We start from the raw sequence: 26,956 nt of genomic DNA, 5'->3' as shown, positions 1-26,956 counted from the left end.
ACGCCTAACCAACCCGCGATGTCGGGAAAGGATTCCCGACCTACTCGGCTGACGAATCCGTCTGTAGGATGCGCCGACGACGCCAAGCCGCGAAACTCAAGCCCATCCCCAGAACCACGACGACCGGCCAGTCGCCCCACCGCGCGTAAGGCGTGCTGCCTTCGATGGGCGTGATCGTCCCGGCCACCTGAGTACGCTGAAACAAAGGCGCGGCGACATCGATTTTGCCCTTAGGGCTGATAATCGCGGTTATACCGGTGTTGGTGGCGCGCAGCATGTAACGTCCGGTTTCGAGCGCCCTCATCCGTGCCATCTGCACATGTTGGTGGGGTGCGATAGAGTCGCCGAACCAGGCGTCGTTCGTAACGTTTACGAGATACGCCGCCTGAGGTAGAACGGCCAGCGACTCCTGGCCGAAGATGTCCTCATAGCAGATCGAGGCTGCCAGAGGATGCCCCGCAGCGACCAGAGCCGCTTGGCCGCCGTTTCCGCTGGCGAAATCGGACAGAGGAATTTCCAGAATGTCCAGTATGAAACCCAGCACCGGCCGCAGCGGCAGATATTCTCCGAAAGGTACCAAATGCCGTTTGAAATAGATCCCCGGCGTTTCTCCCAGCGCAACGACAGCATTGAAATAGCGGTCTTGGGTTTGATCGTAAAACGGTACGCCGATCAGGAGATCGGTACCCCGCGCCGCCGCTTCCGTCTCCAGATCGGCAAGAAAGGTCTCCTTGACCTGATGGTAAAACGCCGGAATGGCGGTTTCCGGCCAAACGACCAGCCGCGAACCCCACGATTTCCGCGTCATCTCGGTGTACATTTGCAGCGTTTCCCGCTGGAATTCGGGCTGCCATTTCATGTCTTGAGGCACGTTACCCTGGAGCAAGGTCACCTTGAACGGCTCACCCGCAGGCTGCGTCCAGGAAACGCCGCTCAGCACCCTACCCATGCCGAGCACTAAGACGATCGCAACGGCTATGAGGGTCCGCGGTTTGCGCGCCGAGTAAAATGCCGCGAGGACTCCTCCCGCCACGAAGGCCACCACCCAGCCGATACCGTAGACCCCGAGGACGGGGCCGTAGGCGGCCAACGGGGTGTCGATTTGGCTGTAGCCGACTTGCAGCCACGGAAACCCTGTCAGGAACCAGCCTCGTACCCATTCCCCCAAAATCCAAACGGCCGGAAAAACGATGAGCGATTGATAGATCCGGCTTCCGATGAAAAAGCGACGCGAAAGCCAACCTGCCAGTGCCGGATAAAGCGCCAGGAAGGCCGTGAACACGAAGGTCAGCGCTGCGGCCTCCAGCGGACTGGCGCCGCCGTAATCGTGCATGCTGACGTAAACCCAGGAAACGCCCAGGCCGAATTGTCCCAAGCCGAATAGATAGCCGCGCAAAAACGCCCTCCCCGGCGAGACGTTCAGCCAGCTTGCGAACAAGAGAAATAAGCCGATGACGGCAAGAATGGGATAGTCGAACGGGGCAAACGCCAGCGGCAACAATAGACCGCCGATCAGAGCCAGGATGTCGTAAAACACGGTCAGAATCTTATCAATCCACGCGAGCGCTAGTCTCGGATTGACTTTCGGGCTGGGGCAGAAGGATCAGCTTCAGTAAGTGCACGCGGCGACTGTCGGCCCGCAGCACGATGAAGCGGAAGCGATCGATCTCCACTTTCTCGCCCCTCTTGGGGACATGGCCGAGTTGGTGAACGATCAGCCCCCCGATGGTATCGAATTCATCGTCGTTGAAGTCGACGTAAAAGTAATCGTTGAACTCGTCGATCGGCGTCAGAGCCTTCAACGTATATTCGCGATCGTTCTTCCTGAAAATGTATTCCTCTTCGCCGAAATCGTGCTCGTCCTCGATCTCTCCGACGATCTGTTCCAAGACGTCCTCGATCGTCACCAAACCGGCCGCAGCGCCGTACTCGTCGACCACGATAGCCATGTGACTGCGGGTCGTACGGAATTCTTTGAGCAGCACGTTGAGTCGTTTGCTTTCCGGGACGAATTGGGCGGGACGCATGATTTCCTTTACCCGCTTCGTCTTGTCCTTGAGGCTGTGAATCAAAAGGTCCTTCACCAGGAGAATGCCGACCACTTCGGTACGATCCTCTCCAATGACGGGATAGCGGGAATGGGCGGACTCGGCCACCAACGGAAATATCGTCTCCAGTTCCGCATCCTGCGAAACCACGACCATTTGGGCTCTGGGAATCATGATGTCACGGACCTTGAGTTCCGAGACTTGCATGACCCCTTCGATCATCGAAAGCGCTTCCAGCTCGATCAGATTCCGCTTCTGAGCAGCGCGCAACAATTCCAATAAATCCTCGCGGTCCTCGGGCTCACCCGTGAAGAAAAGGCCTAGTCGTTCGAGCCAACTTCGATGCTCGCCCGTTTGCTCCTCGTTCATGACGTGATGATCTCCTCATAGGGATTGGGAAATCCTAGATCATTGAGAATAGCGATCTCTTCCGCCTCCATGACGGCGGCGTCGCTTTCCGAGATGTGATCATAACCTTGCAGGTGCAGCACACCGTGCACCACCATATGCGCCCAGTGGGCTTCGAGTGTTTTGCCTTGCTCGCGCGCTTCGCGCTCGACGACGGCGGCACAGATGACGAGATCGCCCAGCAACTGATTGGGAACGCCTTCCGGCACTTCAAAAGGAAAACTGAGAATATTCGTCGGTCCGGCCTTGTGCCGGTAATGCTCGTTCAATTCGGCGCTTTCCGTCTCGTCCACAATCCGTATGACTAACTCGGCATCCTCCCGTTTCGCCGCCGCGCTCGCCCAGTGCAGAAATTTTCCGTCTTCCGGGACCCACTGCCGCACTGTGGCGTGCTGGACTTCGACGCTTATCATCCTAGAAACGGCAGTTGGACGCGCGCGAGTGTGCGGCGGACGGGCCGGATGGCAAGGCGCGACGCCGCCGTGGGGCCGTCCCCCACAAGAAGGAGCAACGCCGCCAGGCGGCCCGTCCGCCGTGCAATCGCGCGCGTAGTGGTTTCACCGAACAGGTGAGATCGGTACACGGTTGGACACTTATAATTCATTGGACTTTTCTGATGCATCGAAGCGGTCAACTGCCGTTTCTAGGATCATGCTGATCGATCGGTCACATTCGCTCGCTCGTAGGCCTCGTAAGCTGCGACGATACGTTGCACCAGAGGATGGCGCACGACGTCCTGAGACGTAAAGAAGGTAAAGCTGATGCCTTCGACATCGCGCAAGACCTCCAAGACATGTCTTAGCCCCGATTCCTTGTTGCGTGGCAGGTCGATCTGGGTAATGTCGCCGGTGATCACGGCCTTGGAACCGAACCCCACCCGCGTCAGAAACATCTTGATCTGCTCGACGGTCGTGTTCTGCGCCTCGTCCAGGATGATGAACGACTCGTTCAAGGTGCGTCCGCGCATGAACGCGAGAGGCGCCACCTCGATCACGTTGCGCTCGATGAGCTTGGCCACCCGCTCGAAACCCAGCATTTCGTAGAGAGCGTCGTACAAGGGCCGCAAATAAGGATCCACCTTTTGCGCCATGTCGCCCGGCAAGAAGCCCAACTTCTCGCCGGCTTCGACCGCCGGACGCGCGAGAATCAGGCGCCTGACTTCGTCCCGTTCCAAGGCGGCAACGGCACAAGCCACGGCCAGATAGGTCTTGCCCGTTCCGGCGGGGCCGACGCCGAAGTTGATATCGTGGCTCTGGATATTCTTGAGATAACGCTGCTGATTGGCGCCTTTCGGCTTGATCGCGCCACGCTTGGTTCGGATGGCGAGCGGTTCGACCTCGTCGCCGGCACTTTCCAGCATGGCGGCGATATTGGAGTCCTGCAAGGACAGATGGACGCGCTCGGGCGTCATCACCTCGTGCGAGGTCGCATCGAACAGGCTTTGAAGCACTTTGTACGCGGCCTGCACCGGTTTGCCGGAGCCTATGATTTCGAACTGATTGCCGCGGTTGGCGATCTCCACGCCCAGCCGTCTTTCGATCTGGCGCAGATGTTCATCGAATTGGCCACACAAACTGGCCAGCCGCTCGTTGTCGGCGGGTTCTAAAGTGAGATGCAAGGAGTTCAGATGATTAAGCAAGTTATGCGGTGAGACCGCTGGTCTCGTGGGTTGAAAAATCGGGAGCCGAGGTGTTTACCCATCTGCCCCGCAGCGAGTTGGGCAGTGCTTCGACGATCAGGACATCCAGAAATTGACCGATTAGCTTCGACGGGCCCGAGAAATTGACTACCCGGTTGTTCTCGGTACGTCCGCTCAGTTGAGCGTAATCCTTTTTCGAAAGGCCCTCGACCAATATACGCTGCACCGTATTGACCATGCCGAGGGAAATTTCCGCCGACATTTCGTTGATTCTCGTCTGCAACCGGGCCAAGCGTTCCTTTTTCACCGTCATGGGCACATCGTCTGTCATTTCGGCCGCCGGCGTACCGGGACGGGGACTGTAAATAAAGCTGTAAGAATGATCGAAACCCAGAGTTTCTATCATATCCATGGTCTCTTCGAAGTCCTGTTCGGTTTCGCCGGGAAATCCGACGATAAAATCCGACGACAAACTGAGGTTGGGTCTGACCTCCCGCAGCCTCTGCATTTTCTCGATGTACTCTTCGCGGGTATGTCCGCGTTTCATCAAGCTCAAAACTCGGTTGCTGCCGCTTTGTACGGGGAGATGCAAATGGTCTGCCAGTTTTGGAATTTCCGCGTAAGCTTCGATTAGACTGTCGGTAAATTCCACCGGGTGAGACGTGGTGAATCGAATGCGCTCTATACCGTCGATCGCAGCCACGTAATTCAGCAGCAAAGCAAAATCGGCGATTTCGCCGTCGGCCATCACACCTCGGTACGCATTGACGTTCTGTCCCAACAACACCACCTCGCGCACGCCCTGCTCCGTCAAAGCGACGATTTCCGCGATCACGTCGTCCAAAGGACGGCTGATCTCTTCGCCCCGCGTGTAAGGTACGACACAAAACGTACAATATTTGCTGCACCCTTCCATGATCGAGACAAAGGCTTTGGGTCCTTCCGCGCGCGGCTCCGGAAGCGCATCGAACTTTTCGATCTCCGGGAAAGAAACATCGATGGCGGGCGCTCTATCCTTTCTTACTTTGTCCAGCAGTTCCGGCAGCCTATGCAGGGTCTGCGGACCGAAAACCATATCGACATAGGGGGCGCGCCGCTGCAAGGCCTCCCCTTCCTGGCTGGCGACACAACCGCCGACGCCTATGACGACGCCGGGTTTCTTGTCCTTGAGCGGGCGCCAGCGTCCCAATTCCGAAAAAACCTTTTCTTGTGCCTTTTCCCGGACTGAACAGGTATTCAGCAGCAAGACATCGGCTTCCTCGGGGTCGTTGGTCAGCTCGAAGCCATGGGAAGCATGGAGTACGTCGCGCATCTTCGCGGAATCGTACTCGTTCATTTGGCAACCAATGGTTTCTATGAAAAGTTTTTGGGTCATTCTCGGCAGGAAAACGAATCGGTGGCCAAATTTTACCAAAATTAGCCACCGATCGTTTGTTCCAAACGACCTAGTATCGCGTGAATACCGAGGGCCAAGCGTAAAGGATTAATAATTCAGGCAGGTGTCGTTTTGGCAAACTCGAACGGATTGACGAAAGTCGAGCCCACCCGCATCAGCCGTGCTTCCGGATGCTTTTCCCCCATCAGCGAGCGGACGCTCTCCTCCTGGTCGCGGCGCACGTCGATCATGATCAGATATTTCCCGGCGTTAATGTCGTCGTGGTACTGGGCTATGGCGTGATTCTCCGTAGCCAAGCCGCTCAAACCGCCTACCCAGGCTCCGAAGAGCGTGATGAAGCCGAAGATCGCAACATAGACCAAGCCGCTGACGTCCGATCCGAAGGGCTCAGCGGCCATAACATACGCCGTAGCTAACAATGCAACGATGCCGCCTATCACCGCCCCGCGTTCGCCGGATCGGATAACGTCATGTTTTTGAATGAGATTTGCAGCGTGTATATGACGTCGGTAAAGGCCTGCCTCGTCTTTGCTGACGACATGAAAATGCCAGTCGGTAATGCCTGCTTGGTGCATATCGTTCGAAATCTGCTCGGTGCTGTCGAGATTACTGGTGAGATAGTACATACGCTTCATGACCGTCCTCCTGATTGCTGATTGACACAACTCGCTACATGAAGGAAACAATTCATTTCTTGATATCGGCGTCGGTTTAGCATTCGACAATCGAGCTTGTCAAGAGGTCAGCGTCGCGACGAAAGTTGCGGAATTATGGCTGAAGCAATTCGATCCAGTGACGGACCGGCACCTTGGCCCTGGACCGCAAATGAGCCCAGCAGCCTATGTTGGCGGTCGCGATGCACTCCGGCCGGCCTTGTTCGAGACCTCGGATTTTCTCGACCAAAAGCCGCCGGGAAAGCTCCGGCTGCAGCAACGAGTACGTTCCGGCCGAACCGCAGCAGAGATGGGGCTGGTCGATGGGAGTCAGCTCGAACCCCAATCCCGACAGCAGGCTTTCGACCAATCCGCTCAATTTCTGGCCGTGCTGGAGCGTGCAGGGCGAATGGAACGCGATTCGGCGTTCATTCGATCTCCTGAGCGGGGACAAGTCCTCGCCGGCCAAGACCTCGCCGATATCCTTCGCCAGCGCGGAGATGCGTTCGGCCTTCGCGGCGTACCCTGGGTCGTGCTTGAGCACGTCGACATATTCCTTGAGCATCACCCCGCAGCCGCTGGCGGTGCTGACGATCGCCTCCGCCCCCCGTTCGATATGCGGCCACAAGGCGTCTATGTTGCGCCGCATGAACGCCGCGCCTTCCTCATGTGCCGCCAGGTGATGGCTCAGTGCCCCGCAGCAGCCGCTCCCCTGGACGCGAATCGCGCTGATGCCGATTCTGTCCAGGACATTCGCGGCGGCGGCGTCGACGGCCGGTGCCATCACTGGTTGCACGCAACCTTTCAGGATCAGCACCCTGCGGGCATGTCTCGCGGGCGGCCACGCCGGGCTCCAAGTCTTGGGGGGGATCTTGGCACGGACCGCCGCCGGCAGCACGGGCCGAGCCAGCCTGGCAAGCCCCACGAGCAGGCCGAAGCGCTCGGGATACGGCATCAGCTTGCGCAGAGCCAGCCGCTGAACGCGTTGCAGCCAGGGACGCCGGACTTTCTCCTCGAGTATTCCCCTTCCGATATCGGCCAGCCTGCCGTACCGAACGCCGGACGGGCAGGTCGTTTCGCAAGCCCGGCAGGTCAGGCAGCGGTCCAGGTGCAATTGCGTCTTGGCCGTGACCGGCTGTCCTTCCAACATCTGTTTCAGCAGATAAATGCGGCCGCGCGGACCGTCCAGTTCATCCCCCAAAAGCTGGTAGGTCGGGCACGTGGCCGTACAGAATCCGCAATGCACGCAATTTCTGAGAATCGCGTCAGCTTCCCGACCATCGGGCGTGTCTTTGACGAAATCGGCCAGCCTGGTTTGCATCAGAGGTCCTCGTAAAGCCGTGCGGGGTTGAACAAGCCCATGGGATCGAAGGCCCGCTTCAGACTCGCATGCAAAGCTTTCAAACCGTTCGGCAATGGCTGAAACACCCGCCCGTCGCCGGATCGACCTCGAAACAAGCTCGCATGACCGCCGGCCGCTTCCGCCGCCCGGAATACGTTCTCCGACGGAGCGCCGGTCTTCAGCCAGCGCAGCGCGCCGCCCCAGTCGTAGAACCACGTACCCGGCAAATCCAGAGCCGGGGTGGCCGGTGCCAGGGATATCCGCCAAAGGTTGCCGTCGGCGCGGAAGAATTCGTGACGCTGCTCGCGCAAGTCCCGCCAGAACTCGTCCCCCTCGGCGCAAACGTCGCCGCCGAATTTTCGGTATACGGCATCGACGGCCCGGTCCGAACCCGACAACCGCGCATAGATTCGGCTGCCGTCATAGGCCAATCCTGACAGCGGCCACGGCTGGGAACACCACAGATTCATGGTGTTCAAGGCTTCTTCGATGCTCCGTTCGAAACACACGGTCAACTCGCGCTCGGGTTTGGGCGACACTTTGAGCGACGCCTCCAGGATCACGCCCAACGTGCCCATGGCGCCTACCATGAGCCTTGAAATGTCGAAACCGGCGACGTTTTTCATGACTTCGCCGCCGAACGAAAGCATTTCGCCCTTGCCGTTCAGGATCCTGCAACCCAGCATGCAATCGCGCGCTGAGCCCGCGAAAGGCCGACGGGGACCGGAAAATCCGCAGGCCAGCGTGCCTCCCAGGGTTGCGTTCTCGCCGAGATGAGGCGGTTCGAAAGGCAGCATCTGGCCGCACTCGGCCAGAACGGATTCGATGTCGGACAGCCGCGTGCCGCAGCGCACGGTCAGCACCAACTCGGTCGGCTCGTAGCGCAGGACTCCGGCGTGCCCGGCCGTTCCCACCACGCTGTCGGACGACGGTCTGCCATAAAAGGTCTTGCTCCCGCTGCCGACGATCGTGAGCGGCGTTCCGGAATCCGTCGCCTCCGCTACGGCTTGACGAAGGCTCTCGCTGAGATCGGCGTCCATCAGAAACGTTCCAAATCGGGATGAGCGATCTGTCCCCGGTGGACGTGCATCGCGCCGAATTCGGCGCATCGGTGCAGCGTAGGGATCGCTTTTCCAGGATTGAGCAGCCCGGCGGGATCGAAAGCCGCTTTGACCGAGTGGAATTGCGCCAATTCAGCGGCCCGGAACTGAACGCACATCTGATTGATCTTTTCGATCCCGACGCCGTGTTCGCCGGTAATGGTCCCGCCGACCTCGACGCAAGCCTCCAGGATTTTCCCGCCCAGCTCTTCGACGCGCTCCAGCTCTCCGGGATTGTTTGCATCGTACAAGATGAGCGGATGCAGATTGCCGTCGCCGGCATGAAACACATTGCCGACGACCAGCCCGTATTGCGCCGAGAGTTCCGAAATCCGGCGCAATACTTCGGGCAAACGCTTGCGCGGAATCGTGCCGTCCATGCAGTAATAATCGGGAGAAATGCGCCCAGCCGCCGGAAATGCCGCCTTGCGGCCCGCCCAGAATGTCTTGCGCTCGGCCTCGCTGGTCGATTGACGGACCTCGGTCGCGCCTTCCGCCCGGAAAATTTCCCGCGCCTTGAGAAGATCGCTTTCGACCTGCTCGGCAATACCGTCGAATTCGCAGAGCACGATCGCCGCGGCGCCGGTCGGATAGCCCGCATGCACGAAGTCTTCCACCACCCGAATGGTGATGTTGTCCATCATTTCGAGGCCGGCCGGAAGCAAGCCGGCGCCGATGATGGCGGCCACCGCCCCGCCCGCCTCCTCGACGCTGTCGAAGGATGCCAAAAGCACCTGTGCGCAAGGGGGAATCGGAAGCAGCTTCACGGTAATCTCGACGATCACGCCCAATAAGCCCTCGGAACCGGTGATCAGCGCCAGCAGATCGTAACCTGGACTGTCGTACCCCGATCCGCCCAGCACAACGAGTTCGCCGTCCATGGTCACGACCCGGACCTGGAGGACGTTATGGACGGTCAATCCGTACTTGAGACAATGGACGCCGCCCGAGTTCTCCGCGACGTTACCGCCGATGGTGCAGGCGATCTGCGAGGACGGATCGGGCGCGTAGTAAAGCCCGTAAGGCGCGGCGGCTTCCGAGATGGCGAGATTGCGGACGCCCGGCTGGACTCGGGCGGTCCGGTTCGCGCGGTCGATTTCGATGATCCGGTTGAATTTGGCGAGGCTCAGCAAGACGCCGTTGGCGATAGGCAAGGCCCCGCCGGAAAGCCCGGTACCCGCACCCCGCGCGACCACGGGCACGCCGTGCTCCCGGCACAGCCGAACTACGGCTTGCACCTCTTCTATCGTTTCCGGCAAAGCGACGATCCAAGGCAGCTCCCGATAGGCGGAAAGCCCGTCGCATTCATAGGGGCGGAGATCTTCCGTATCGAACAGCAGGCGCCCTCTCTCAATATGCTCGCTCAAGAGGCAGAGAAAATGGTTCCGGTCGACGCGATGGGCAATCCGTTCGGACGGATGGACGCGATAAGTCATGAATCAGGTCGAATGCCTTCTGTAATACGAGTCGTCCTTCCGTCCGGAGAGCAAAAAGAGACGATACGACAACATACCGGCTATGAAACCGCCGAGATGCCCGAACCAGGCGACATCGGCGAAAGGCTCGTCGGACGGCAGACCGACGGTGACTTTATAAAGCTGTATCATCACCCAAATTCCCAAAAAGGCGATAGCCGGCACCTCCACGAACCAGGGCAGGAAGAACATCCAGATCACCACGCGAGCGTACGGAAACAGGAAATAATAGGCCCCCATGACACCCGCTATGGCGCCGGAAGCTCCGATCGTCGGGATATTGGAGTGGGAATTGGTGTAAATATGCACCGCTCCGGCAATCAAACCGCAGAGCAGATAAAAGGCCAGAAACCTCACGCCCCCCATGCGGTCCTCGACGTTGTCTCCGAATATCCAAAGCAACCAGAGGTTGAGAACCAGATGGAGCGCTCCGCCATGAATGAACATACTGCTCACGAACGGCGTGTAGTCGCCGGCCGGGTACCCCACCCTGGCCGCCCACTCGGGATTCGTATACCGCGCCGGCACCAGCCCATGGAAATTCAGAAAAAAGTACAAGTCTTGTTCGGACAGCGACTGGGTGTAGGCAAAAACGGCCAGATTCAGCACGATCAGCGTCCAGGTCATCCATGGCGTATACCGGGTCGGAATGGTGTCCCGATAAGGAATCATCGCTCGATCCTGATTAGCAATCCGCGCGCCTGACGCATCACCGACTCACCTTTTCCTCACTCGGGTCCGAAAATCGATCAAGGCATCGAAGGCACCGACCAAAGCAAGTCCCACGACGGCATATTGAGGCGCGAATATCAAAGCCACATACGGCGGTGCCGACCATGTCCAGTGCAAACGGCGAAAGGCGACCAGGGCGTGCACGATCGCCAATCCGGCGAAGAAATAAATCATCACGGCGACCATGAGGAGATCGGCGACCAAGATCGGGCTCACCGTACCCGACGCCCAAATTGCGCCGACGACCACCGGTAAAGCGAGCCGTGGCAGTCGAAGACGCTGAAACTCGGGACCGAATCCGCCGGGATTGTAGACCAGGGATTGCAGCCAACGGGCGCACAACAGGCTGAACATCAGGCCGATCCCGTAAAGCACGGCGATCAGACCATTCATCAGGCGCAAGGTTCCGTCCCGCTCGAACCCCTGAACGGTGGCACCGGGCACCGCGGCGACAGCCCGCCTCAGCCATGACTGCCAGAAGGCGACCACATCGCCGGTAACCAAATGCATTCCCAAGACGAACAGACCGACCGTCAGTCCCACCACAAGCAGCGCCAGTCCCTGGGACTCCGTGCGCCGCAAAACTTCCGCGCAAATCAGCAGCGGCAGCCAGAGCGCAAACACGACCGGGAAATTCAATCCCGGCCTGAGCTCCATCAGAAAAAAGCCGGCCCCGACCACGACCGCGGCACCGATCGCCACGACCGCGCCTTCCAGCCAGCCTTTGCGTAATGCGACCAAACCGAGCGCCGCAGCGCTGAGCAAGGCGAACGGAAGTACCTTCAGCGACAAAACACCGAACAACCCGGCTATTGCGATCGCATGCAGCCGGCTTCGCATGATAAAGGCTGCAAAGTCACGCATCGTCGGACACCCGTTTCACGGTATCGACTGAACTACGGCCGCTCTGACCAGGTTTCTTGTTTTTTTGTATTGCCTTAGCCATAGATGTTTCATCAAAAATTATTCTTTATCCGGCCGCAGCCCATCCTGTCCTGCATCCGCACACCCATTCGGTTTTCGATTTCTGAACGAATCTTACTGATTCTCGCCTGAAAGGCGAAATTTCTTATCGTGGCCGACGACGACAACATGGCGTCCGGAGATCGGCGGCCACGAAAAACCGTGGTGCTTTGCGCCTCCCGATCGGAGTAAGATCGACAGCCGATTTCTTCCGAAAAAGGATGCGCAATGAGCGACCAAGAGGCACGCGAGCCGGGGCTGTTGCAGCCCGTGGCGGGTGGCGGTTTGCTGGACCGCAGGCTGTTTCTGAAAAAAGGACTGGCGTTCGGCGCCGGCGCCGCACTCGTCGGGCACATGCGCCAAGGTCTGGCCGAAGAACCGCCTTGGATGAAGACGCCGGGCGAACCTTTCACCAATTACGGCCGCCCCTCGCCTCACGAAAAAGAGGCCATACGCTGGATCTCGGCCAATTCCGGCGCGCCGGGCAATGGCATTTCCTGGACCCCTCTGCATAAACTCGAAGGCATCGTCACGCCCAACGGTCTTCATTTCGAACGGCACCATAATGGCGTGCCGCAGATCGATCCGCACCAACATCGCCTATTGATTCACGGGCTGGTCGAAAATCCGCTGTCTTTCGGCATCGAAGACCTGTTGCGCTACCCGATGGTCTCCCGCCTCTGCTTCGTCGAATGCGGGGGCAACAGCAATGCCGGCTGGCACGAGGAGCCCATACAGACGCCCGTCGGCTATTTTCATGGTCTGGCCTCGTGCAGCGAGTGGACCGGCGTTCCGCTCGCCGTCATCCTGGACGAGGCCGGCCTGCGGCCCGACGCCCGCTGGCTCATCGCCGAAGGCGCGGACGCCGCCGCGATGAACATCAGCATTCCGGTCGAAAAAGCCATGGATGACGCGATTCTCGCGCTTTATCAGAACGGCGAACGCTTGCGCCCGGAGAACGGTTACCCGTTGCGACTGATACTGCCGGGATGGGAAGCGGTTCTCAGCGTCAAATGGCTGCGCCGCTTGCAGGCGGCGAATCAGCCGGTGATGGCCCGCAACGAAACCGCCAAGTACACCGAATTGCTGCCTTCCGGCAAGGCGCGGCAATTCACGTTCGTCATGGATGCGAAGTCGATCATCACCTTTCCCTCGCCCGGCCAGCATCTACGAGGTCCAGGCCTTTACCGGATCAGCGGCTTGGCCTGGAGCGGCCGGGGCCGGATCAAGCGGGTCGACATCTCGGCCGACGGCGGACGCAGTTGGGCGGAAGCGGCGCTGCAGGAACCGGTTTTGCCGCAATGTTTTACCCGTTTCCGCCTGCCGTGGCGCTGGGACGGCTCTCCCCTGGTGCTCAAAAGCCGCGCCGTGGACGAAACCGGCTATGTCCAGCCGGAGCGCCGGGCGCTCATTGCAGAACGCGGGCGGCACGGTTATTTCCACTATAACGCCATCGTCAGTTGGGCCGTGGCCGCCGATGGCACTGTGAGCCATGTCTATGCGTAACGATCGTAACCGAAGCGGGCCACGGTGGTTGGCCCCGGCACTACTTTTGTTCGGCATGAATGCCGCGGTCGCCGCCGCGCCGGAAAGCCCCAAGCTGGGCCGTCCCGCGTCGCCCGGTGAGATCGCGGCTCAGGACATCAACGTCTTCCCCGACGGCGCCGGTCTTCCGCCAGGCAAAGGCACGGCTCTCGAAGGCAAAGCCATCTTCGACATGAAGTGCGTATCCTGCCACGGGCCCAAAGGCATGGGCGGAAGTGCTGGCGAACTGGCCGGAGGCGGCTCTTTGACCGGCCCTCATCCGGACAAAAACGTCGGCACTTATTGGCCTTACGCAACCACTCTGTTCGATTTCATCCGCCGCTCGATGCCCTTGGACGCACCCCGCAGTCTAAGCGAGGACCAGGTTTACGCGGTCACGGCTTACCTTTTGCATATTAACGGTATTATCGACGAACGGGCGGAAATGAATGCGGGAACATTGCCTCGGGTCGTGATGCCGAATCGGGATGGTTTCGTGCAGGTTTGGCCGGGCGAAAAAGCGGAATAAAAACTCTCTCGGCGCTTGAGGCTAGGGCTCGCACCGAGCTTGTCGAAGAGTTTCAAGGCCTGCTTGGATAGGTTGTAATTCCAAATCGCCTTCAATCAGGAATTCATTTTGTAGGATGGGTAGAGCGAAGCGAAACCCATCGATGGTGGGTTAGGCCGCGCGGCCGTAACCCACTGAGCAGTCTCGGATCGGTGGGTTACGCTCCGCTAACCCACCCTACATAATGTTCACTCGAATGCCGAACGGAATAAGCCGATCCAGCCCCTCGCATAGATGGCAATGGTCCTGTTTTTGCATGATTACCTCCTTGGTCTCGTCAGAAGAGGAAAGGACGCATGCATAACCATAGCCCTTTGTGCTGGGTCGGCGAGCAATGCCGCAAGCCGGCGGTTTATGATCTCAGAAAGCCCATGAACGTACCCGGACTCACCGGCGAACACCGTTTCTTGTGTGAGGAGCACGGGCAACGGTTGTCGAAGCGATATCGGCAAAAATATCGAATGCACAAGGCGCATCGGTAGCGCCATTCGGACCGCCGATGGTGCCGAAGAATCCGGCAGAAGGATTTTAGAGCCGGACTATTATGACGCCGATTCCCGACAGCAATCCTTTTTCTCCGTTACAGCCTTGTACCGGAAGCCGCGACGACGCCGAATCGTCGTGACTGTGCTCAGTTTCGTAAAGTCCGCCCTCTTTTTCACCGGTACGCCGTCTTCAATTCCTCCATGTTTCGCTTCATCACCGTCAGAAAATCACCGTCTTCCGGTCGATTGGCGCAGGGGTCGAACACGACGCTTTCGATACCCATGGTCTTCAGCTTCGCGGCAATCTCCCGAGCGGGTTGGGCTTCCCAGATCATCCAGCGCGCCGAATGGTTCGCCCGCAGGTCCCGCAAGGCGCTCCACTCCGCGGCGGGCGGCATTTCGTCGGGCTCCCAGTGAACGCTTTTCAGATTCAGACCGTAGCGGCGGGCCAGGTACTGATAGACAGGGTGGGAGGCAAGCAGCGGCCGGCGGAAATCGGCGGCAACCGTTTGTTTCATTTCGGCATCCAAGCCGGCAAGGTCATCCAGCAGCGGCTTCAGGTTTCCAGTCACTACGCTCTTCCATTCCGGCCGCTTTCGGACGATCGCATCGGCGACGGCCTGCGCCTGCTTTCCGGCCTGATCGAAATCCAGCCAGGTAGTGAAGGCTGAACCTTCGTGGGCGTGTCGGCCACCGGGTCCGTGGCTATGGACGACGGCGTTCTCGATCCGGAGATAAGCGTTCCGGAACGCCAGGGATGTGTTCGCCAGCCTGAGGCGCGGCAGGCTTACTTGAGGCAGCCATTTTTCGTAACCGGCACCGTTGAGGAGAATCAGGTCCGCTTTCTGCATTTCGCCCACCGTTTCGGCGCTGGGTTGCCAAAACGCCGGATCGGCGCCGGTCGGAACCGGAAGAACCACACGCGCCCTGGCGCCCGCCAGCCGCTCGGCGAAATAGGCCAGAGGATAGTTTGCGGCGACGATCTTCAATCCGGGTGAGCCGGCGGCGCTCGCCTGACCGGTAGTCGCCGCGACGGTTAAAAACAGCACGTACGGCGCTACTCGGCGCCATGAAAAAGAGATAAACACGGATAACTCCCTCAGGCGATAACGAAATGGCGGACGAATTCGGCTGCACCGGCACGGACCGCTTGCACCAGAACCAAGCCGAGGGTTCCGGCGCCCAGCGCGATGAGCGCGATTTCCGCGGCCATCAGCCGGACCACGGTCAGCGGCGAACAGCCGATCAGATGGATGGTCTCGATTTCGCGCTGCCGCAGTCGGAGCGACAGCGCGAAGACCAGCGCGACCATGAGCAGCGCGGCAGCGCCCAATGGCAGAAGAATGGCATCGAACAGCGCGCCGATGCGGAAGATGTTTTGCAGCAGGCTACGGGTCACGTCCAAGGGACGGACGATTTGCGTCTTGGCTTCGCTGTCCGGATAGCGTCCACGCAGCAGGGCGGCCGAACGCACGTCGCGCGGAACCGCGATCACCGCGCTGATGGGAAAGTCGGCCGGATCGCCGTGAAAGTGGAAGGATGCCAGGTTGTCCGGGGTGATTTCGGTGTAGGCCGAGACATCGCCCGATAACGGCGCGAACGCCGCATCCGCCCTGCCCGCCCCCGGCCCGGTCTCATGGCCGTGCCCCAATCCCTCGATCACCCAGGCCGTCTGAAGATCCACGAACACGGCCCGGTCGTCGGGAGCGCGGGATTTCGCCAGGATGCCGACCACTTTCAACTTGAGCGGATGGACGCCGGCCAGGTTGAAAACGTTTTCCGGCGTTGTCGGAAGAACGTCCCCCGGTGCGAGTTTCAGACGCTCGGCGGCTTCGGCCCCCAGCACGCAATCCCCCAGCAGGGCCGGAAGAACGCCTTCCGCCGGGGCCAAGCCGCGGAATACGAAGTAGTCCGTCGTGACGCCCACCAGGGGCAGGCCGCGAACCCGGAACCGGGCGTAAACCGGCAGCGGATCGGCCCAGCTGGTGGCCACGATACGGTCGGCCTCGCCCATGCTGATGAACGCCGGAGCGTCGGTGAAATAAAGAGCGTTCAGCACCAGGTCCGCCGCGCTGCCTTGGGCCCCCACCAACAGGGGCGTAGCTTCGGCGCGCGCCGACATCCAGCGCTCGGCCTCGTCCAGGAGGCGGTGCAGAGCCTGAGGCAGCGCCGTGATCATGGCCAGACAAGCGGCCAGAATCAGGCTGCGGATCTTGTTGTGGCGAAGATAGCGCCAGGCGAGATAAAAATCGTGCTGCATCCGGTCAGCGGCGAAAAGCGCTCAGATCGATTACCCGATCGAAGCGCGGCAGGAGTTCGTGGTCGTGCGTGACCGCCGCCAGCGTCGCGCCGTTGCGCTCTGTCATCCGGAACAAAAGGCCGAGAATCCAACTCTTGTTGCCCGGATCGAGACTGCCGGTCGCCTCGTCCGCCAGGATCAGCCCCGGCTCCGGCAACAGCGCCCGGCATACCGCGACCCGCTGCCGTTCGCCTTGCGAAAGTTCCCGCGGCATCCGCTTTAGCTTGCCCATCAAACCCGCCGCCTCGGCCAGTTCCGCCGCTCGCTCCCTCACTCGCCCATTGAGCTTGAGAACCCTATTGATCCGGTAGGTATGCACGATGTTGTCGAGTACGTTCAAATATTCGAGGAGTTCCAGTTCCTGGAACACGAAGCCGATGCGCGAAACACGGAAGTTGCGCCGCTGACGGTCGGTGAGCTCGCGCATAGGCACGCCATCCACGCGGACGTTCCCGGACTGCGGGACCGCGATGCCGGCCATCAGCTTCAGCAGGGTCGTCTTGCCCGCCCCGCTGGCCCCGATCAAGGCGATTTTCTCGCCGTGGGAAATCCGGAGCTCGGGAACGGCGAGGCGGAATTCGGCGCCCGGGTAGCTAAATTCGAGGTCTTCGATTTGGATCATTACGTCGCCGGGTCCGTCCTGCGCCCTTCGATAAATTCGAGGTCCGTGATCTTCAGGCGGCCATCTTCCGCCTGGCGCAGGACCAGCCGCGCCGCGTAAAGCGTAGTCCGCGGGTGGGAATGGCCCCAATGCGACACCGCGCCGTGGGCGATCCAGCGGGCGGCGACCGTGCAGCGTCCGGATTTCGGGTCCACCGATTGGATTTCGCTGGAGAGAATCTCGACCCGCTCGACCCGACCGTCGCCGCCGAATCTCTTGCCCCGCTGCAACAGAGCCCGGCGCTGGCGAAGATAAATGTCGTCCAGAAGCTCCCCCGACAGGCTCATGGCCAGGCGGTCGTATGCCGCTTCCTCTTCCGGCAATTGAAAGGCCCGATAAACATTATGCAGCAGGGCCCGCAGCTCGGTTTTCATCGTCTCCTCCCCGAGAAGCGCCGGGATCGTGCTCCCGGCATGGGCGGGAAAGTGCGCGATCTCCGGGTAAAAGGCGACGCACCCGGCCACGGCCAGGGTCACGCCCAGTTGGGCGCCGGTGCCCGGCGGCAAAAACCGGCGCCGTCGCCAGCGCCATCCGACGGCTGCCGCGAGGGCAATGCCGGCAGTGCGGAGTAATACGGTGCCGGGAGCGGATGCCACCGCCAAGGGTTGTTGGATCATCGAGGCGGCTTCCGGCACAGCGGGATTTTTCAGCGCTTCCTCCACCGACCAGCGGAAGACCGGATCGCGCCGCGTCATCTCGGCTTCGAAAGTTTCGTCGTTCAGTTGCAGGCTGACCGGCCGCGATGCCCCGACGGCGTCGAACAGCTCCCAGGTCAGCTCTACGGCCTCAGCGGGACGCTCGGTCAGATAGACCAGAATCGCTCCCACCACGGCGGTAGCGCTGTCGACGGGCTCGCCGTCCGCAACGGTCTCCACGCCGCCGCGCCCGTAACGCATGAACTCGACCCGGTCCAGCCGGGGCGTCGCCGCCTCACCGTCCAGGCGCAGCGAATTGCGATGCAGCAGCAGGTCGCCGATCGCCTGTTTCAGCCTTTCCCGCTCCGCGCCTTCGATGCGGTGCGGATTCACGGGCGCAAAGTTCAGCCGCGGCAGAAGATCGCACAGCCTCAGCAGCAATTCGTGCCGCACTTCGTAAGGCTCGACATAGACGAAGGAGCGCGGTTCGCTGTGGCGGCGCGCCATTTCAGCATCATCGAATCGGGACCGCCACGGATCGTTCCAGTCCAATTGCAGGCGGGCCGGTTTCGACAAGGGCGCTAGATCGGCCACGGGCACGCCCCGGTGCAGAACGATCAGACCCAAGTCCTTGCCGGCGCGCTCCGGGGGCAGCAGATTCAAGGCCCTCGGCCGCCGGGCCAGGGGATAATTGAGATCGGCCTCGTAATATGCCTCCGCCGTGCGCCGGTCTTTCGATGAATCGACCCTCGCCACGGACATGGGTTTCGCTTCCGGGAGCGACTGCCGATCCGCCGCGATGCGCAGAAGTTGCCCCGCAAGCTCCGAAGCGGGAGTATCGTCCGCACGGCCGAGCAGCGAGCGCAACCGGGGCAAACCGATTTCCCGAAGGCGCAGGTTGACCGTGATCGAGTCAGCTTCGACGGCGACTTCGGCGAGAGCCGCGTAACTGCCGAACTCCGCCCAATCCGCCCGAGTCGGCCACGCCGAACCGAACAGCAGGAGCATCGCCAGAATGCCGCTGCCGTGTGCGCATCGGCCGCAAACGGGTCGAACGGCCGGTGCTTTCATGGAATCTGGCGCGCCGGCGCCGGCCGTTCGGCGTCATCATTCGCCGCGCGGACCGGAAGCTTGGGCCTTATTCCCCGATAGACGCGCCAGCATACGACCGACAGAACAATGGCGACGATCAGGGCGAACAAGGCGCCGGGCCAACGGTTGGACGGGTTCGGAATGGCGATGCCGACGCTGAACGGCACCCTCAGCCGATCGTCCTCGCTGACGAAGCCGTCGTTTTCGCCGAACACGGCGATCACGGCATAATGGCCGGGTTCCGTGATGTCGGTGTGAATTTCCGCCGTACCGTTCCGGTAGACCGCAGCCGGCGTTTCCGCCAGGGTACGTTTTTCCTTCGGAAGTCGACCGTCATCGCCGAACTCCTCCTCGACCACACGCAGGCTGACAGGCATGTTGCGAACATCGCGGTCGAGCAGGTCGAGGGTCAGATAGGTCTTGCCGGGCCGCGGGACTTCCTGGCAGTACTTGACGAAATCGGTTTGCTCCCCTTCATGACGCCCTTCCTGCAGAGCGGTGAAGTGCACGGCGTAGAAGTCGTTGGCCACCAAACAGCTCATCGACGCGCCCTGATACATCTGGCGACCGTTGGAACTGTCGCGCGGAATGCCGGCGGCGGATGCGGCGCCCGCCGCCAGGACGAGCGCGGCAACGGCCGCGCGGTTCGCGAGACGCCGAAAGAAACCCGGCTCGTGGAGAATCATCGGAAAGCCCTCCTTACTTGGCTTGAAGCTGAAAGAAATACTTGCCGCTCACGACGTGACCGTCCGCGGACAGCACCCGGTAGCGCACCATGTACCGGCCGGGCGCCAGATTTTCCACCGATGCCCGCAGCCGCGAACGGTCGGTGAAGTCCAGCCGGGCATCATGCTTGTCCACCCGCTTGCCGTTGGCGTCGATGACCGCGACTGCCAGGAATGCGTCGCCCACCCCTTCGTTGAAGGTCAACAGCACCTCCGAGGGAGCTTCGGAAACGACCGCTTCACGGTCGGGTACGGCCTTCACCAGAATCGCGTGCGCCGCAAGCTCGGGACTGGCCAGTGCCGATCCTGCCAGAATCAGTAATAAGTGCCGTCTTAGGGTGTTCATCGTCATAGGGAGAGAATGGCCATCGCCAAAGCCTTGCCGCCGCCGGGCCGCGCCATTGTCCAAAACGCCCTGAACCCCCAGGGCGTCGCCACGATTCGGGGGTGATCGGCGTTGGCATCCGGCGGCGTCAGGGCAACCGGGACCGACCAATGCCTACCGCCATCCCTGGACCTGACCAGGTACACGGCGGCGCCCTCGGCGCCGGCTCGGCTGAACACGATGGCCAGATCGGACGCGGACAGCGCTGCAATGTCGCTTTCCCGGCTTTGCCCGTCGCCCAGCAGAAAAGGCGGCTCCCAGTGTTTTCCAAGATCGGAGGATCGCGAGTAGAAGAGCCCGGGCGATTCTTCCTTTCCGGTCCAGGCGACGCTGTGCAATACGGTTTGCCCGCCGGTTCCGGTTATGGCCAGCCCGCCTCCGCAATGAGGACAGCCGGTGAAATTCCAGCCGGCGATCCCCACCGGTCCGAGATCGAGCCAACCGCCGCCGTTCAACGGGCCGCGAAGGAGGCGCATGTCGTGCGGATCGGCGTCCCGGTACAGCACCGCCACGCTGCGATCCGGAAGTGCGCCGATCCGAGTCCAGCAGCAGGTGCAGACCGCCGGATCCAGGGTAGTCCGGCTGCTCCAGTTGAGGCCGTCCCGAGATGCTGCGTAGCGGAGACCCTGGGTGTTGCCGTTTTCCTCGCGGTCGTCGAGCCAGACGAGGTGAAAGCGTCCATCCCCGCCGACGGTGAGCGCCGGATAGCTTTGATTGTTCAGAGGGTCGCCAGCGGCCGGATTCTGGCCACGGCGCCAAGTCCGCCCTCCATCCTCCGAAGCGGCGACGATCAAGGGTCCCGTGCCCGGCAGTTCGCCCCGCGCCTGCCAGACGGCGACGATGCGCCGGCCGTACACAGCCAGGCGGGCATCGTTGCCGCGCCGGGAAATCACGGGGGCCTCTCCGCTCCCGTCGAGAAACCTGGGCTCGCTCCAGGTTTTCCCGCCATCCGCCGACCCCAGGTAAGCCACCCGGTCGCGCTCGCCGAAACGTCCAGCCAATAGCCCGTGTATCGTCCTCTGCTCCACGACCAGGTCCAAGCTCCTCGTTTCGGCCAAACCGGCGACGGCCACAAGAAGTTGCCGTTCTGCGATCGCCTCGGCCGACGCGGCCGCGAGACAGCCGAGCAATACGATCCCCATGGACAGCGGCGTCCGAAAGGCCGGATTCGATCGGTCAATGATAAGCACATTCATATCCGTGAAAATGATGGTTCCAACGTCCCAACGGGCGACACACCCCAATGCCGTTAAGTTAAGGCGTCATTCCGGCAGGGATTGCTCGCCCCTTCCCTGGGGCTCGTCCTTCGGACCGTGCTTAGCACGTCCAAATTCGCTCCTTGCGAATTTGTGCCGGAATCCAGAGCACAGGGAAGTGACACGCCTCTGCCATCCATGGCTTCTGGACCCCGGCATTCCAATCGCAAACGGGCCTTTAGTCGGCCCCTTCCCTGCCGGGGTGACGTCCTTCGCCTTAACTTAACGGCATTGCGGCACACCCAGGATGTGCAAACGCCAAAATACCAATCAATTCCTGTGCCAGCAGGATATCGGCTTAAAAACAATCGCTTATAAATAAGTTAGGTATTAGGTATAAGGGAAATGACAGAGGTATTGGGGGAAATCGCGGATCGGATAACAGCAAATAGAAGTAGGTTTATTGGCATCTCCTTTCGATTACTGCAACATATTTGATACATATTAAAAACCTGTTGCCTCGAGTGATATACATAATACCGCTCGAAAAATATTCTCATCTCGGCCCGACCTTTACCTGCCATTTATGTTTTTTCACACAGCACATTATGGGGTTTCGCATAGTCCTCGTAAGATCTCTAATAAGCGGCATGATAGGCGCGCATAATAGTCCTGTGATATCCAACAGTATTTCATTAGATAATGCGTCATTTCCCATAATAGAATTTCCTGTTACGTCTTTTATTTCGGCATTAAAACCTTAATTTTCCGTTCGTTACAGAGACGGCAAGCCATTCTTAGACAGCACCGTCAATACAGACCACTCCAGCACTGAATCGTCATTTGACGCAGCGACATACCAAGGCACATAACTTGCCTTATATATGGCGGCTGAATGCGGGGCACGTTCTCCCTCTGATATTCATGCCGCCCGCGACGCTTTTTCGGTGTTACGGACCACCGAGAATTCACCGCGGTCGCGGGCTATTTTTTAATCGTATCGATACAAGGAGCATTACATGAGAGGCAATTCGATGATGCGTATTATCTTGGCCCTGTTTCTCAGCCTGAGCGCGGGCGTCAGCATTGCTGGCGGGCGTTATGCCGATCCGCCGCCGAATCTGGTGGAAGTGCAGAAAGCCAGCCAATCGGCTTTGGACGCGGCCAAGCAGGGCAACAAGGATGCGGCTTTGGACAGCGCCAAACAGGCGCGCAAATTGGCGGTGGCTTCTTATAAGGAAAAAAGCACGATGCCCATGCAGAATTCCAGCAGCCGATTGAAAGCGGTGATTGCCGATCTGGAAAACGGAGGGCAACCTACGACTGCCGTTACGACGCTGGAAGAAGTCGTCAAATTGATCAACGACGAGGTCGAATACTATAAGAAAGAAGGAAAGCTCTAGCGATTATGCAGGCCAACCACACACCCGAAGCATGCGATAGGAGACCAGCATGGACATGAGCAAGCACTTGGCGATCGTCATTTCGATCGGTTTGATCTTGGCGGGATGCGGCAAGGAAGGCCCGTTCGGCAATACGCCGGGGCCCAAGAAGCCGGAGCAGCACGCGGCGCCTTTGGGCGAACTATCCCGCTAGAGCGGTTTCGGGGAGGATTGGATGATTGGGGTAGCTGTGCGCGTTTTCTTCCACGATAGCGCGTACGGTGCACCCCATCACCTCGTCCAGCTTCTAGGGATGTATAAGCTACTGAATGATTTTTTAAGGAGGCGGCTTTATTAACCCGGCCTATAAATATAGGCCGGGTTAATCCGGGGCAGGGATGCCCCGGCGCGGCGACAAGCCGCGTGAGCCCAGGCCGGGCGTGTACCGGGCCTGGGCGGCGGCCCGAAATACCAGGAGGGTATTTACGGGCCTGATTAACAACCGGGTCCGCTCCCGCACAAACATCTGGACACTTCGCCATAACGCGGCGCGACGGCCGCACACACTTGCAGGCACTCCTCGAAAAATACCGGATTGTTTACATCGAGATTTGATCCCTCGGCTAGGTTTCGCGGGACGGAAGCCGAAGCTTCAGCGGTCGGAATTCGCAGCATACCGACGATTCCCGTTCTTGAGTCCCTGAACGATTCCGTTCGGCACGGTGGTTGCTGTCATTCTTGAAATATTATTCTGAGCCCATGAAAACCCGACTCCATTTTTCCATTCATTCAATAGTTGGCTGGGGACTCGGTATCGCGCTGGGCACGCTGGCCGAACCCGTGCTACCCCATCCCCAACCCGAAGAGGAAGATCCATCCTCTCTACTTGTTTTGGATACCGTGGAGGTCCAGGGCCGCGCCACCGATCTTTTGGGGGCCGCCAATTCCGCGTCGCAAGGCGTGGTAGGACAGCCGGAATTCAAATACCGCCCGCTGTCCCGCGTCGGCGAACTGGTGGAAGTGGTGCCGGGCGCCCTCGCCACCCAGCACAGCGGCACCGGCAAAGCGAACCAGTATTTCCTGCGCGGCTTCAACCTGGACCATGGCACCGACTTCAGCGTCACCGTGGACGGCGTCCCCATGAACCTGCCCACCCACGCTCACGGGCAGGGTTATCTGGATCTGAACGGCATCATTCCGGAACTGGTGGACCGGGTGGAATACGGCAAGGGGCCTTACTACGCCGACGTGGGCGATTTTTCCTCCGCTGGCTATGCGCGCATGCACACCCTGCACCGGCTGCCGCAAGGATTCGTGAAGTTCACCGGCGGCGAATACGACTATTACCGCGTCGTGGCGGCGAACTCGAACGCGCTGGGAACGGGCGATCTCCTCTACGCCGCCGAAGTCAACTTCAATGACGGTCCCTGGAAGCGGCCGGAAGAACTCGACAAGTTCAACGGCATGCTGCGCTATACCATCGACCGTGAAGATTGGGGACTGGCGCTGCACGGCAAGGCCTATCGCGCCCAATGGAACGCCACCAATCAGATCCCGGAACGCGCCGTGCAATCCGGGCAAATCGATCTTTACGGAACAATGGACCCCAGCGATGCCGGCAAGACCGACCGCTACAGCCTGTCCGGCGAGTTCTGGAGCCGCGGCGATTCGTACAAGAATCAGCTTAACGTGTACGCGGCTTACTACGACGTCGCCCTGTTCTCCAATTTCACCGGTTTTCTCGACGACCCCGTCCACGGCGATCAAATCGGCCAGAAGGAACGGCGCGTGATCGTGGGCGGCAGCGGAGAGCAGACCTGGTTCAACCGGTGGTTCGGCTTGGATATGGACAACACGCTGGGTTTCCAGGTCCGGCACGATGCCATCATGGACCTGACCCTGAACCGTACCGAACGGCGCCGCACCATCGGGTCGGTCAGCCGGGGCGATGTGGACGAAACCAGCCTCTCGTTCTACTTCAGCAACCAGACCCACTGGCTACCGAAATTCCGCACCGTGGCCGGGCTCAGAAGCGACACCTTTTTCTTCGACGTGGCCGACCGTCTTATCCCGCAAAATTCCGGCAGCGAGACCGCTTCCATCGTCAGCCCCAAGCTCAGTCTGATCTTCGGCCCCTGGCAAGATACCGAATTCTTCGTCAACCTGGGCTACGGCTTTCACTCCAACGACGCCCGCGGCGTGACCACGCGAGCCGACCCCACCGACCCCACGCTTCCGCAAAGCAGCGTGCCGCCGCTGGCCAAGCAACGGGGCGCCGAAGGCGGCATACGGAGTCAGTACGTCAAAGGACTCAACACCACCCTTGCGGTGTGGTGGCTGGAGTCCGACTCGGAACTGGTGTTCGCCGGAGATGCCGGCACCACCGAGCCCACCGGCAAAAGCGAACGCTACGGAGTCGAGTGGACCAATTTCTACAAGCCGGTCGACTGGCTGACCCTGGACGCCGATTTCGCCTTCACTTCGGCCAGCTATCGGGACGCGCCGCGCGGCGCCAACGACATTCCCAATTCCGTGGGTCGGGTCATCAGCGCCGGTGCGGTCGCCGAACTGCCTTACAACTTTTTCGCCACGGTGAGGCTGCGCCACTTCGGTCACGTGCCGCTCACGGAGGACGGCAGCGTCGACGCGGGCGACACGACCCTGGTCAATCTCGGCGCGGGCTATCAATACCGGCAACTGAAACTTGCCGTGGACGTCTTCAACCTGTTCGATTCGAAAAGCAACGATATCGCCTACTACTACACCTCGCGACTTCCGGGCGAACCGCCCGAGGGGGTCGACGGCGTTCTCAAACATCCGGTCATGCCGCGGCAGGTACGGGTCACGGCATCGGTCAGCTTTTGAACGAATTGAGACCCGGAAGCGTCCCGATCGATCCAGAGGCAAACCGGTGTGTCGGCAAGGGGTTGCCGACCTACTGACCTATAATGGCTCGACACGAGGCAGAAATTCGTAGGTCGGCAATCCCTTGCCGACATATCGGGTCCGACGGGGCGCTTTTGACGGCGATTCTTCCTAAGTCCTGCCTATAATGCCCCCAATGCGAACATAGGCAGCGAACGACGCCATGAACAAAGACCTCGAAATCAGACGAGTCGATATCCACAAACTCGACGTGCCCCTGATCGCACCGTTCACCATCGCCTCGTCGAGACTCGATCGCGTCCGCAACGTCGCGGTGCAAGTCACGCTCGCGGATGGATCGGAAGGATGGGGCGAGACCTCGACCTTGCCGCCGGTGACGGCCGAGGATCAGGCGATCGCGCTGGACACGCTGAAACAGGAGGCCGGCCGCTTGAGAGGACGACACGCCGGGGAATGGCGGCGGATCTCGGCGGAACTCCTCGAACGTGTCCCGAACTTCCCGTCGGTCCGGGCCGGCATCGAGATGGCGCTAATCGATGCCTTGGCGCGCCATTGCGGAATTCCGCTGCTCCGGTTTTTCGGCGGGTTTCAAATCCGGCTCGCCACCGACATCACCATACCCATTTGCGCCGCCGAGGACGCGGAAATTCTGGCCCGGCAATACCGCGGCGAAGGTTTCGAAATCCTCAAGGTCAAGATCGGCCTCGATCGCTCCGACGATATCGGCCGGCTCCTGGCCATCAGGCGCGGGCATCCGAGCAGCCGTTTGATTCTCGATGCCAATGCCGGCTATTCGTCCGACGACGTTTTCGTGCTGCTAAGGGAACTTCGCCTCGCCGGCATCGAGCCCGCGCTGCTCGAACAGCCCGTCGCGCGAGAGGATTGGGACGGTCTCGGAAAGCTTGCCCGCGAAGCCGGCGTACCGGTGGCCGCCGACGAATCTTGCCGAACGCCAGAGGATGCTCTGCGAATCGTACGGGACCGCCTGGCCCAGGTGATCAACATCAAGCTGGTCAAGTGCGGCGTGGTCCGGGCGCTCGAAATCGCGGCCATCGCCCGAGCCGGAGAGCTGGACCTCATGATCGGCGGCATGGTCGAAACTCGGTTGGCCATGGGCTTCAGCGCGCATTTCGCGGCGGGACTCGGCGGCTTTCAATGGGTCGACCTGGATACGCCGATGCTGCTCGCAGACGATCCGGTGGAAGGCGGCTGCAAGCCGGCCGGCCCCAATTATTTGCTGGATGCGGAAACCGCAGGGCATGGGGGAGGGCTATGCAAGTTTTGATTAATCTCTGCGCAGAGTTTGAAACGATACGCAATGCGTACTGCCTAGCGACACGGCTCTTTTTCGGCGGGCTCAGG

The 26,956-nt window shown here is 60.3% G+C and carries 25 protein-coding genes; 7 read left to right on the top strand and 18 right to left on the bottom strand.

Annotated elements, in window-relative coordinates; genetic code table 11:
* Nucleotides 1–40: 40 nt before the first annotated feature.
* From lnt to JOD69_RS09245, 11 genes are all read right to left on the bottom strand, one after another.
* Nucleotides 41–1,537, bottom strand: a complete 1,497-nt coding sequence (lnt, locus tag JOD69_RS09295) for an apolipoprotein N-acyltransferase (RefSeq protein ID WP_086135584.1) — start codon at nucleotides 1,535–1,537, stop codon at nucleotides 41–43.
* 13 nt (nucleotides 1,538–1,550) lie between these two features.
* Nucleotides 1,551–2,417, bottom strand: a complete 867-nt coding sequence (locus JOD69_RS09290; RefSeq protein WP_077730130.1) for a transporter associated domain-containing protein — start codon at nucleotides 2,415–2,417, stop codon at nucleotides 1,551–1,553.
* A complete protein-coding gene (gene ybeY / locus JOD69_RS09285; protein WP_077730129.1) occupies nucleotides 2,414–2,869 on the bottom strand; it encodes an rRNA maturation RNase YbeY in 456 nt (151 codons plus the stop codon). The genes JOD69_RS09290 and ybeY overlap by 4 nt, the downstream gene beginning before the upstream one ends.
* Before the next feature lie 236 nt (nucleotides 2,870–3,105).
* Nucleotides 3,106–4,083: a PhoH family protein gene (locus JOD69_RS09280; RefSeq protein ID WP_086135619.1), complete on the bottom strand. Its 978-nt coding sequence runs from the start codon at nucleotides 4,081–4,083 to the stop codon at nucleotides 3,106–3,108.
* A gap of 13 nt (nucleotides 4,084–4,096) precedes the next feature.
* Nucleotides 4,097–5,470, bottom strand: coding sequence for a tRNA (N6-isopentenyl adenosine(37)-C2)-methylthiotransferase MiaB (miaB, locus tag JOD69_RS09275; RefSeq protein ID WP_086135620.1), 1,374 nt, complete (start codon nucleotides 5,468–5,470; stop codon nucleotides 4,097–4,099).
* 116 nt (nucleotides 5,471–5,586) lie between these two features.
* Nucleotides 5,587–6,126: a hypothetical protein gene (locus JOD69_RS09270; RefSeq protein ID WP_086135585.1), complete on the bottom strand. Its 540-nt coding sequence runs from the start codon at nucleotides 6,124–6,126 to the stop codon at nucleotides 5,587–5,589.
* A 133-nt stretch (nucleotides 6,127–6,259) separates the two neighbouring features.
* A complete protein-coding gene (gene glcF, locus JOD69_RS09265) occupies nucleotides 6,260–7,465 on the bottom strand; it encodes a glycolate oxidase subunit GlcF (protein ID WP_086135586.1) in 1,206 nt (401 codons plus the stop codon).
* On the bottom strand, nucleotides 7,465–8,526 hold the full coding sequence (gene glcE / locus JOD69_RS09260; RefSeq protein WP_077730125.1) for a glycolate oxidase subunit GlcE: 1,062 nt from the start codon (nucleotides 8,524–8,526) through the stop codon (nucleotides 7,465–7,467). Before glcE ends, glcF begins: the two co-directional genes overlap by 1 nt.
* Entirely contained in the window at nucleotides 8,526–10,022 is a 1,497-nt protein-coding gene (locus JOD69_RS09255; RefSeq protein WP_077730124.1) for an FAD-linked oxidase C-terminal domain-containing protein, read from the bottom strand. The genes glcE and JOD69_RS09255 overlap by 1 nt, the downstream gene beginning before the upstream one ends.
* Nucleotides 10,023–10,025: 3 nt before the next feature.
* Entirely contained in the window at nucleotides 10,026–10,733 is a 708-nt protein-coding gene (locus tag JOD69_RS09250) for a rhomboid family intramembrane serine protease (RefSeq protein WP_077730123.1), read from the bottom strand.
* A gap of 45 nt (nucleotides 10,734–10,778) precedes the next feature.
* On the bottom strand, nucleotides 10,779–11,657 hold the full coding sequence (locus JOD69_RS09245) for a hypothetical protein (RefSeq protein ID WP_077730122.1): 879 nt from the start codon (nucleotides 11,655–11,657) through the stop codon (nucleotides 10,779–10,781).
* A gap of 327 nt (nucleotides 11,658–11,984) precedes the next feature.
* On the opposite strand from JOD69_RS09245, the gene soxC reads away from it, so the two are divergent.
* The 3 genes from soxC to JOD69_RS09230 all read left to right on the top strand — a co-directional run bounded on the left by soxC (nucleotide 11,985) and on the right by JOD69_RS09230 (nucleotide 14,330).
* The gene (soxC, locus tag JOD69_RS09240; RefSeq protein ID WP_077730121.1) at nucleotides 11,985–13,262 is read left to right on the top strand and encodes a sulfite dehydrogenase; all 1,278 of its coding nucleotides are present in this window, start codon (nucleotides 11,985–11,987) and stop codon (nucleotides 13,260–13,262) included.
* Entirely contained in the window at nucleotides 13,255–13,809 is a 555-nt protein-coding gene (locus JOD69_RS09235) for a cytochrome c (RefSeq protein ID WP_245245534.1), read from the top strand. The genes soxC and JOD69_RS09235 overlap by 8 nt, the downstream gene beginning before the upstream one ends.
* 335 nt (nucleotides 13,810–14,144) lie before the next feature.
* Nucleotides 14,145–14,330: a hypothetical protein gene (locus JOD69_RS09230; protein WP_077730119.1), complete on the top strand. Its 186-nt coding sequence runs from the start codon at nucleotides 14,145–14,147 to the stop codon at nucleotides 14,328–14,330.
* Nucleotides 14,331–14,506: 176 nt separating this feature from the next.
* On the opposite strand, the gene JOD69_RS09225 is transcribed toward JOD69_RS09230, so the two are convergent.
* Genes JOD69_RS09225 through JOD69_RS09195 form a run of 7 tightly spaced genes read right to left on the bottom strand, consistent with a single transcriptional unit; the run spans nucleotide 14,507 to nucleotide 21,320 of the window.
* Entirely contained in the window at nucleotides 14,507–15,421 is a 915-nt protein-coding gene (locus tag JOD69_RS09225; protein WP_348529953.1) for a metal ABC transporter substrate-binding protein, read from the bottom strand.
* Nucleotides 15,422–15,432: 11 nt separating this feature from the next.
* The gene (locus JOD69_RS09220) at nucleotides 15,433–16,593 is read right to left on the bottom strand and encodes an ABC transporter permease (RefSeq protein ID WP_086135588.1); all 1,161 of its coding nucleotides are present in this window, start codon (nucleotides 16,591–16,593) and stop codon (nucleotides 15,433–15,435) included.
* Nucleotides 16,594–16,597: 4 nt separating this feature from the next.
* A complete protein-coding gene (locus tag JOD69_RS09215) occupies nucleotides 16,598–17,254 on the bottom strand; it encodes an ATP-binding cassette domain-containing protein (RefSeq protein ID WP_086135589.1) in 657 nt (218 codons plus the stop codon).
* Nucleotides 17,254–18,999, bottom strand: a complete 1,746-nt coding sequence (locus JOD69_RS09210) for a hypothetical protein (RefSeq protein ID WP_086135590.1) — start codon at nucleotides 18,997–18,999, stop codon at nucleotides 17,254–17,256. Before JOD69_RS09210 ends, JOD69_RS09215 begins: the two co-directional genes overlap by 1 nt.
* Nucleotides 18,996–19,706 carry a hypothetical protein gene (locus JOD69_RS09205; RefSeq protein WP_077730116.1) on the bottom strand — a complete coding sequence of 237 codons (711 nt, stop codon included), beginning with the start codon at nucleotides 19,704–19,706 and terminating at the stop codon, nucleotides 18,996–18,998. Before JOD69_RS09205 ends, JOD69_RS09210 begins: the two co-directional genes overlap by 4 nt.
* A gap of 13 nt (nucleotides 19,707–19,719) precedes the next feature.
* Entirely contained in the window at nucleotides 19,720–20,091 is a 372-nt protein-coding gene (locus tag JOD69_RS09200; protein ID WP_077730115.1) for a copper resistance CopC family protein, read from the bottom strand.
* A 2-nt stretch (nucleotides 20,092–20,093) separates the two neighbouring features.
* Nucleotides 20,094–21,320 (bottom strand): sialidase family protein, encoded by a 1,227-nt coding sequence (locus JOD69_RS09195; protein WP_210023906.1) that lies wholly within the window; start codon nucleotides 21,318–21,320, stop codon nucleotides 20,094–20,096.
* Nucleotides 21,321–22,360: 1,040 nt separating this feature from the next.
* Between JOD69_RS09195 and JOD69_RS09190 the strand changes: the two genes are divergently transcribed.
* The 4 genes from JOD69_RS09190 (at nucleotide 22,361) to JOD69_RS09175 (ending at nucleotide 26,879) form a co-directional block, all read left to right on the top strand.
* Entirely contained in the window at nucleotides 22,361–22,729 is a 369-nt protein-coding gene (locus JOD69_RS09190; protein ID WP_245245533.1) for a hypothetical protein, read from the top strand.
* 49 nt (nucleotides 22,730–22,778) lie between these two features.
* Nucleotides 22,779–22,922: a hypothetical protein gene (locus JOD69_RS09185; protein ID WP_166642553.1), complete on the top strand. Its 144-nt coding sequence runs from the start codon at nucleotides 22,779–22,781 to the stop codon at nucleotides 22,920–22,922.
* Between the two features lie 545 nt (nucleotides 22,923–23,467).
* Nucleotides 23,468–25,573, top strand: a complete 2,106-nt coding sequence (locus tag JOD69_RS09180) for a TonB-dependent receptor (protein ID WP_086135592.1) — start codon at nucleotides 23,468–23,470, stop codon at nucleotides 25,571–25,573.
* A 223-nt stretch (nucleotides 25,574–25,796) separates the two neighbouring features.
* On the top strand, nucleotides 25,797–26,879 hold the full coding sequence (locus tag JOD69_RS09175; protein ID WP_210023905.1) for a dipeptide epimerase: 1,083 nt from the start codon (nucleotides 25,797–25,799) through the stop codon (nucleotides 26,877–26,879).
* Nucleotides 26,880–26,956: the final 77 nt, after the last annotated feature.

The organism is Methylocaldum sp. RMAD-M, from assembly GCF_017832375.1.
Lineage (GTDB): Bacteria > Pseudomonadota > Gammaproteobacteria > Methylococcales > Methylococcaceae > Methylocaldum.
Note: the sequence above shows the minus strand (reverse complement) of the source record. Positions and strands in the feature narration are given on the sequence as shown.

What these genes read in the sequence shown, in the direction of transcription:
- glcE (WP_077730125.1), bottom strand. Translation starts at nt 8,526, where the DNA reads ATGGACGCCGATCTCAGCGAGAGCCTTCGTCAAGCCGTAGCGGAGGCG.
- soxC (WP_077730121.1), top strand. Translation starts at nt 11,985, where the DNA reads ATGAGCGACCAAGAGGCACGCGAGCCGGGGCTGTTGCAGCCCGTGGCG.
- JOD69_RS09230 (WP_077730119.1), top strand. Translation starts at nt 14,145, where the DNA reads ATGCATAACCATAGCCCTTTGTGCTGGGTCGGCGAGCAATGCCGCAAG.
- JOD69_RS09190 (WP_245245533.1), top strand. Translation starts at nt 22,361, where the DNA reads ATGATGCGTATTATCTTGGCCCTGTTTCTCAGCCTGAGCGCGGGCGTC.
- JOD69_RS09270 (WP_086135585.1), bottom strand. Translation starts at nt 6,126, where the DNA reads ATGAAGCGTATGTACTATCTCACCAGTAATCTCGACAGCACCGAGCAG.
- JOD69_RS09185 (WP_166642553.1), top strand. Translation starts at nt 22,779, where the DNA reads ATGGACATGAGCAAGCACTTGGCGATCGTCATTTCGATCGGTTTGATC.
- JOD69_RS09245 (WP_077730122.1), bottom strand. Translation starts at nt 11,657, where the DNA reads ATGCGTGACTTTGCAGCCTTTATCATGCGAAGCCGGCTGCATGCGATC.
- JOD69_RS09210 (WP_086135590.1), bottom strand. Translation starts at nt 18,999, where the DNA reads ATGAAAGCACCGGCCGTTCGACCCGTTTGCGGCCGATGCGCACACGGC.
- JOD69_RS09215 (WP_086135589.1), bottom strand. Translation starts at nt 17,254, where the DNA reads ATGATCCAAATCGAAGACCTCGAATTTAGCTACCCGGGCGCCGAATTC.
- glcF (WP_086135586.1), bottom strand. Translation starts at nt 7,465, where the DNA reads ATGCAAACCAGGCTGGCCGATTTCGTCAAAGACACGCCCGATGGTCGG.
- JOD69_RS09200 (WP_077730115.1), bottom strand. Translation starts at nt 20,091, where the DNA reads ATGAACACCCTAAGACGGCACTTATTACTGATTCTGGCAGGATCGGCA.
- ybeY (WP_077730129.1), bottom strand. Translation starts at nt 2,869, where the DNA reads ATGATAAGCGTCGAAGTCCAGCACGCCACAGTGCGGCAGTGGGTCCCG.
- JOD69_RS09290 (WP_077730130.1), bottom strand. Translation starts at nt 2,417, where the DNA reads ATGAACGAGGAGCAAACGGGCGAGCATCGAAGTTGGCTCGAACGACTA.
- JOD69_RS09235 (WP_245245534.1), top strand. Translation starts at nt 13,255, where the DNA reads ATGCGTAACGATCGTAACCGAAGCGGGCCACGGTGGTTGGCCCCGGCA.
- JOD69_RS09175 (WP_210023905.1), top strand. Translation starts at nt 25,797, where the DNA reads ATGAACAAAGACCTCGAAATCAGACGAGTCGATATCCACAAACTCGAC.
- JOD69_RS09180 (WP_086135592.1), top strand. Translation starts at nt 23,468, where the DNA reads ATGAAAACCCGACTCCATTTTTCCATTCATTCAATAGTTGGCTGGGGA.
- JOD69_RS09205 (WP_077730116.1), bottom strand. Translation starts at nt 19,706, where the DNA reads ATGATTCTCCACGAGCCGGGTTTCTTTCGGCGTCTCGCGAACCGCGCG.
- JOD69_RS09250 (WP_077730123.1), bottom strand. Translation starts at nt 10,733, where the DNA reads ATGATTCCTTATCGGGACACCATTCCGACCCGGTATACGCCATGGATG.
- JOD69_RS09255 (WP_077730124.1), bottom strand. Translation starts at nt 10,022, where the DNA reads ATGACTTATCGCGTCCATCCGTCCGAACGGATTGCCCATCGCGTCGAC.
- miaB (WP_086135620.1), bottom strand. Translation starts at nt 5,470, where the DNA reads ATGACCCAAAAACTTTTCATAGAAACCATTGGTTGCCAAATGAACGAG.
- JOD69_RS09220 (WP_086135588.1), bottom strand. Translation starts at nt 16,593, where the DNA reads ATGCAGCACGATTTTTATCTCGCCTGGCGCTATCTTCGCCACAACAAG.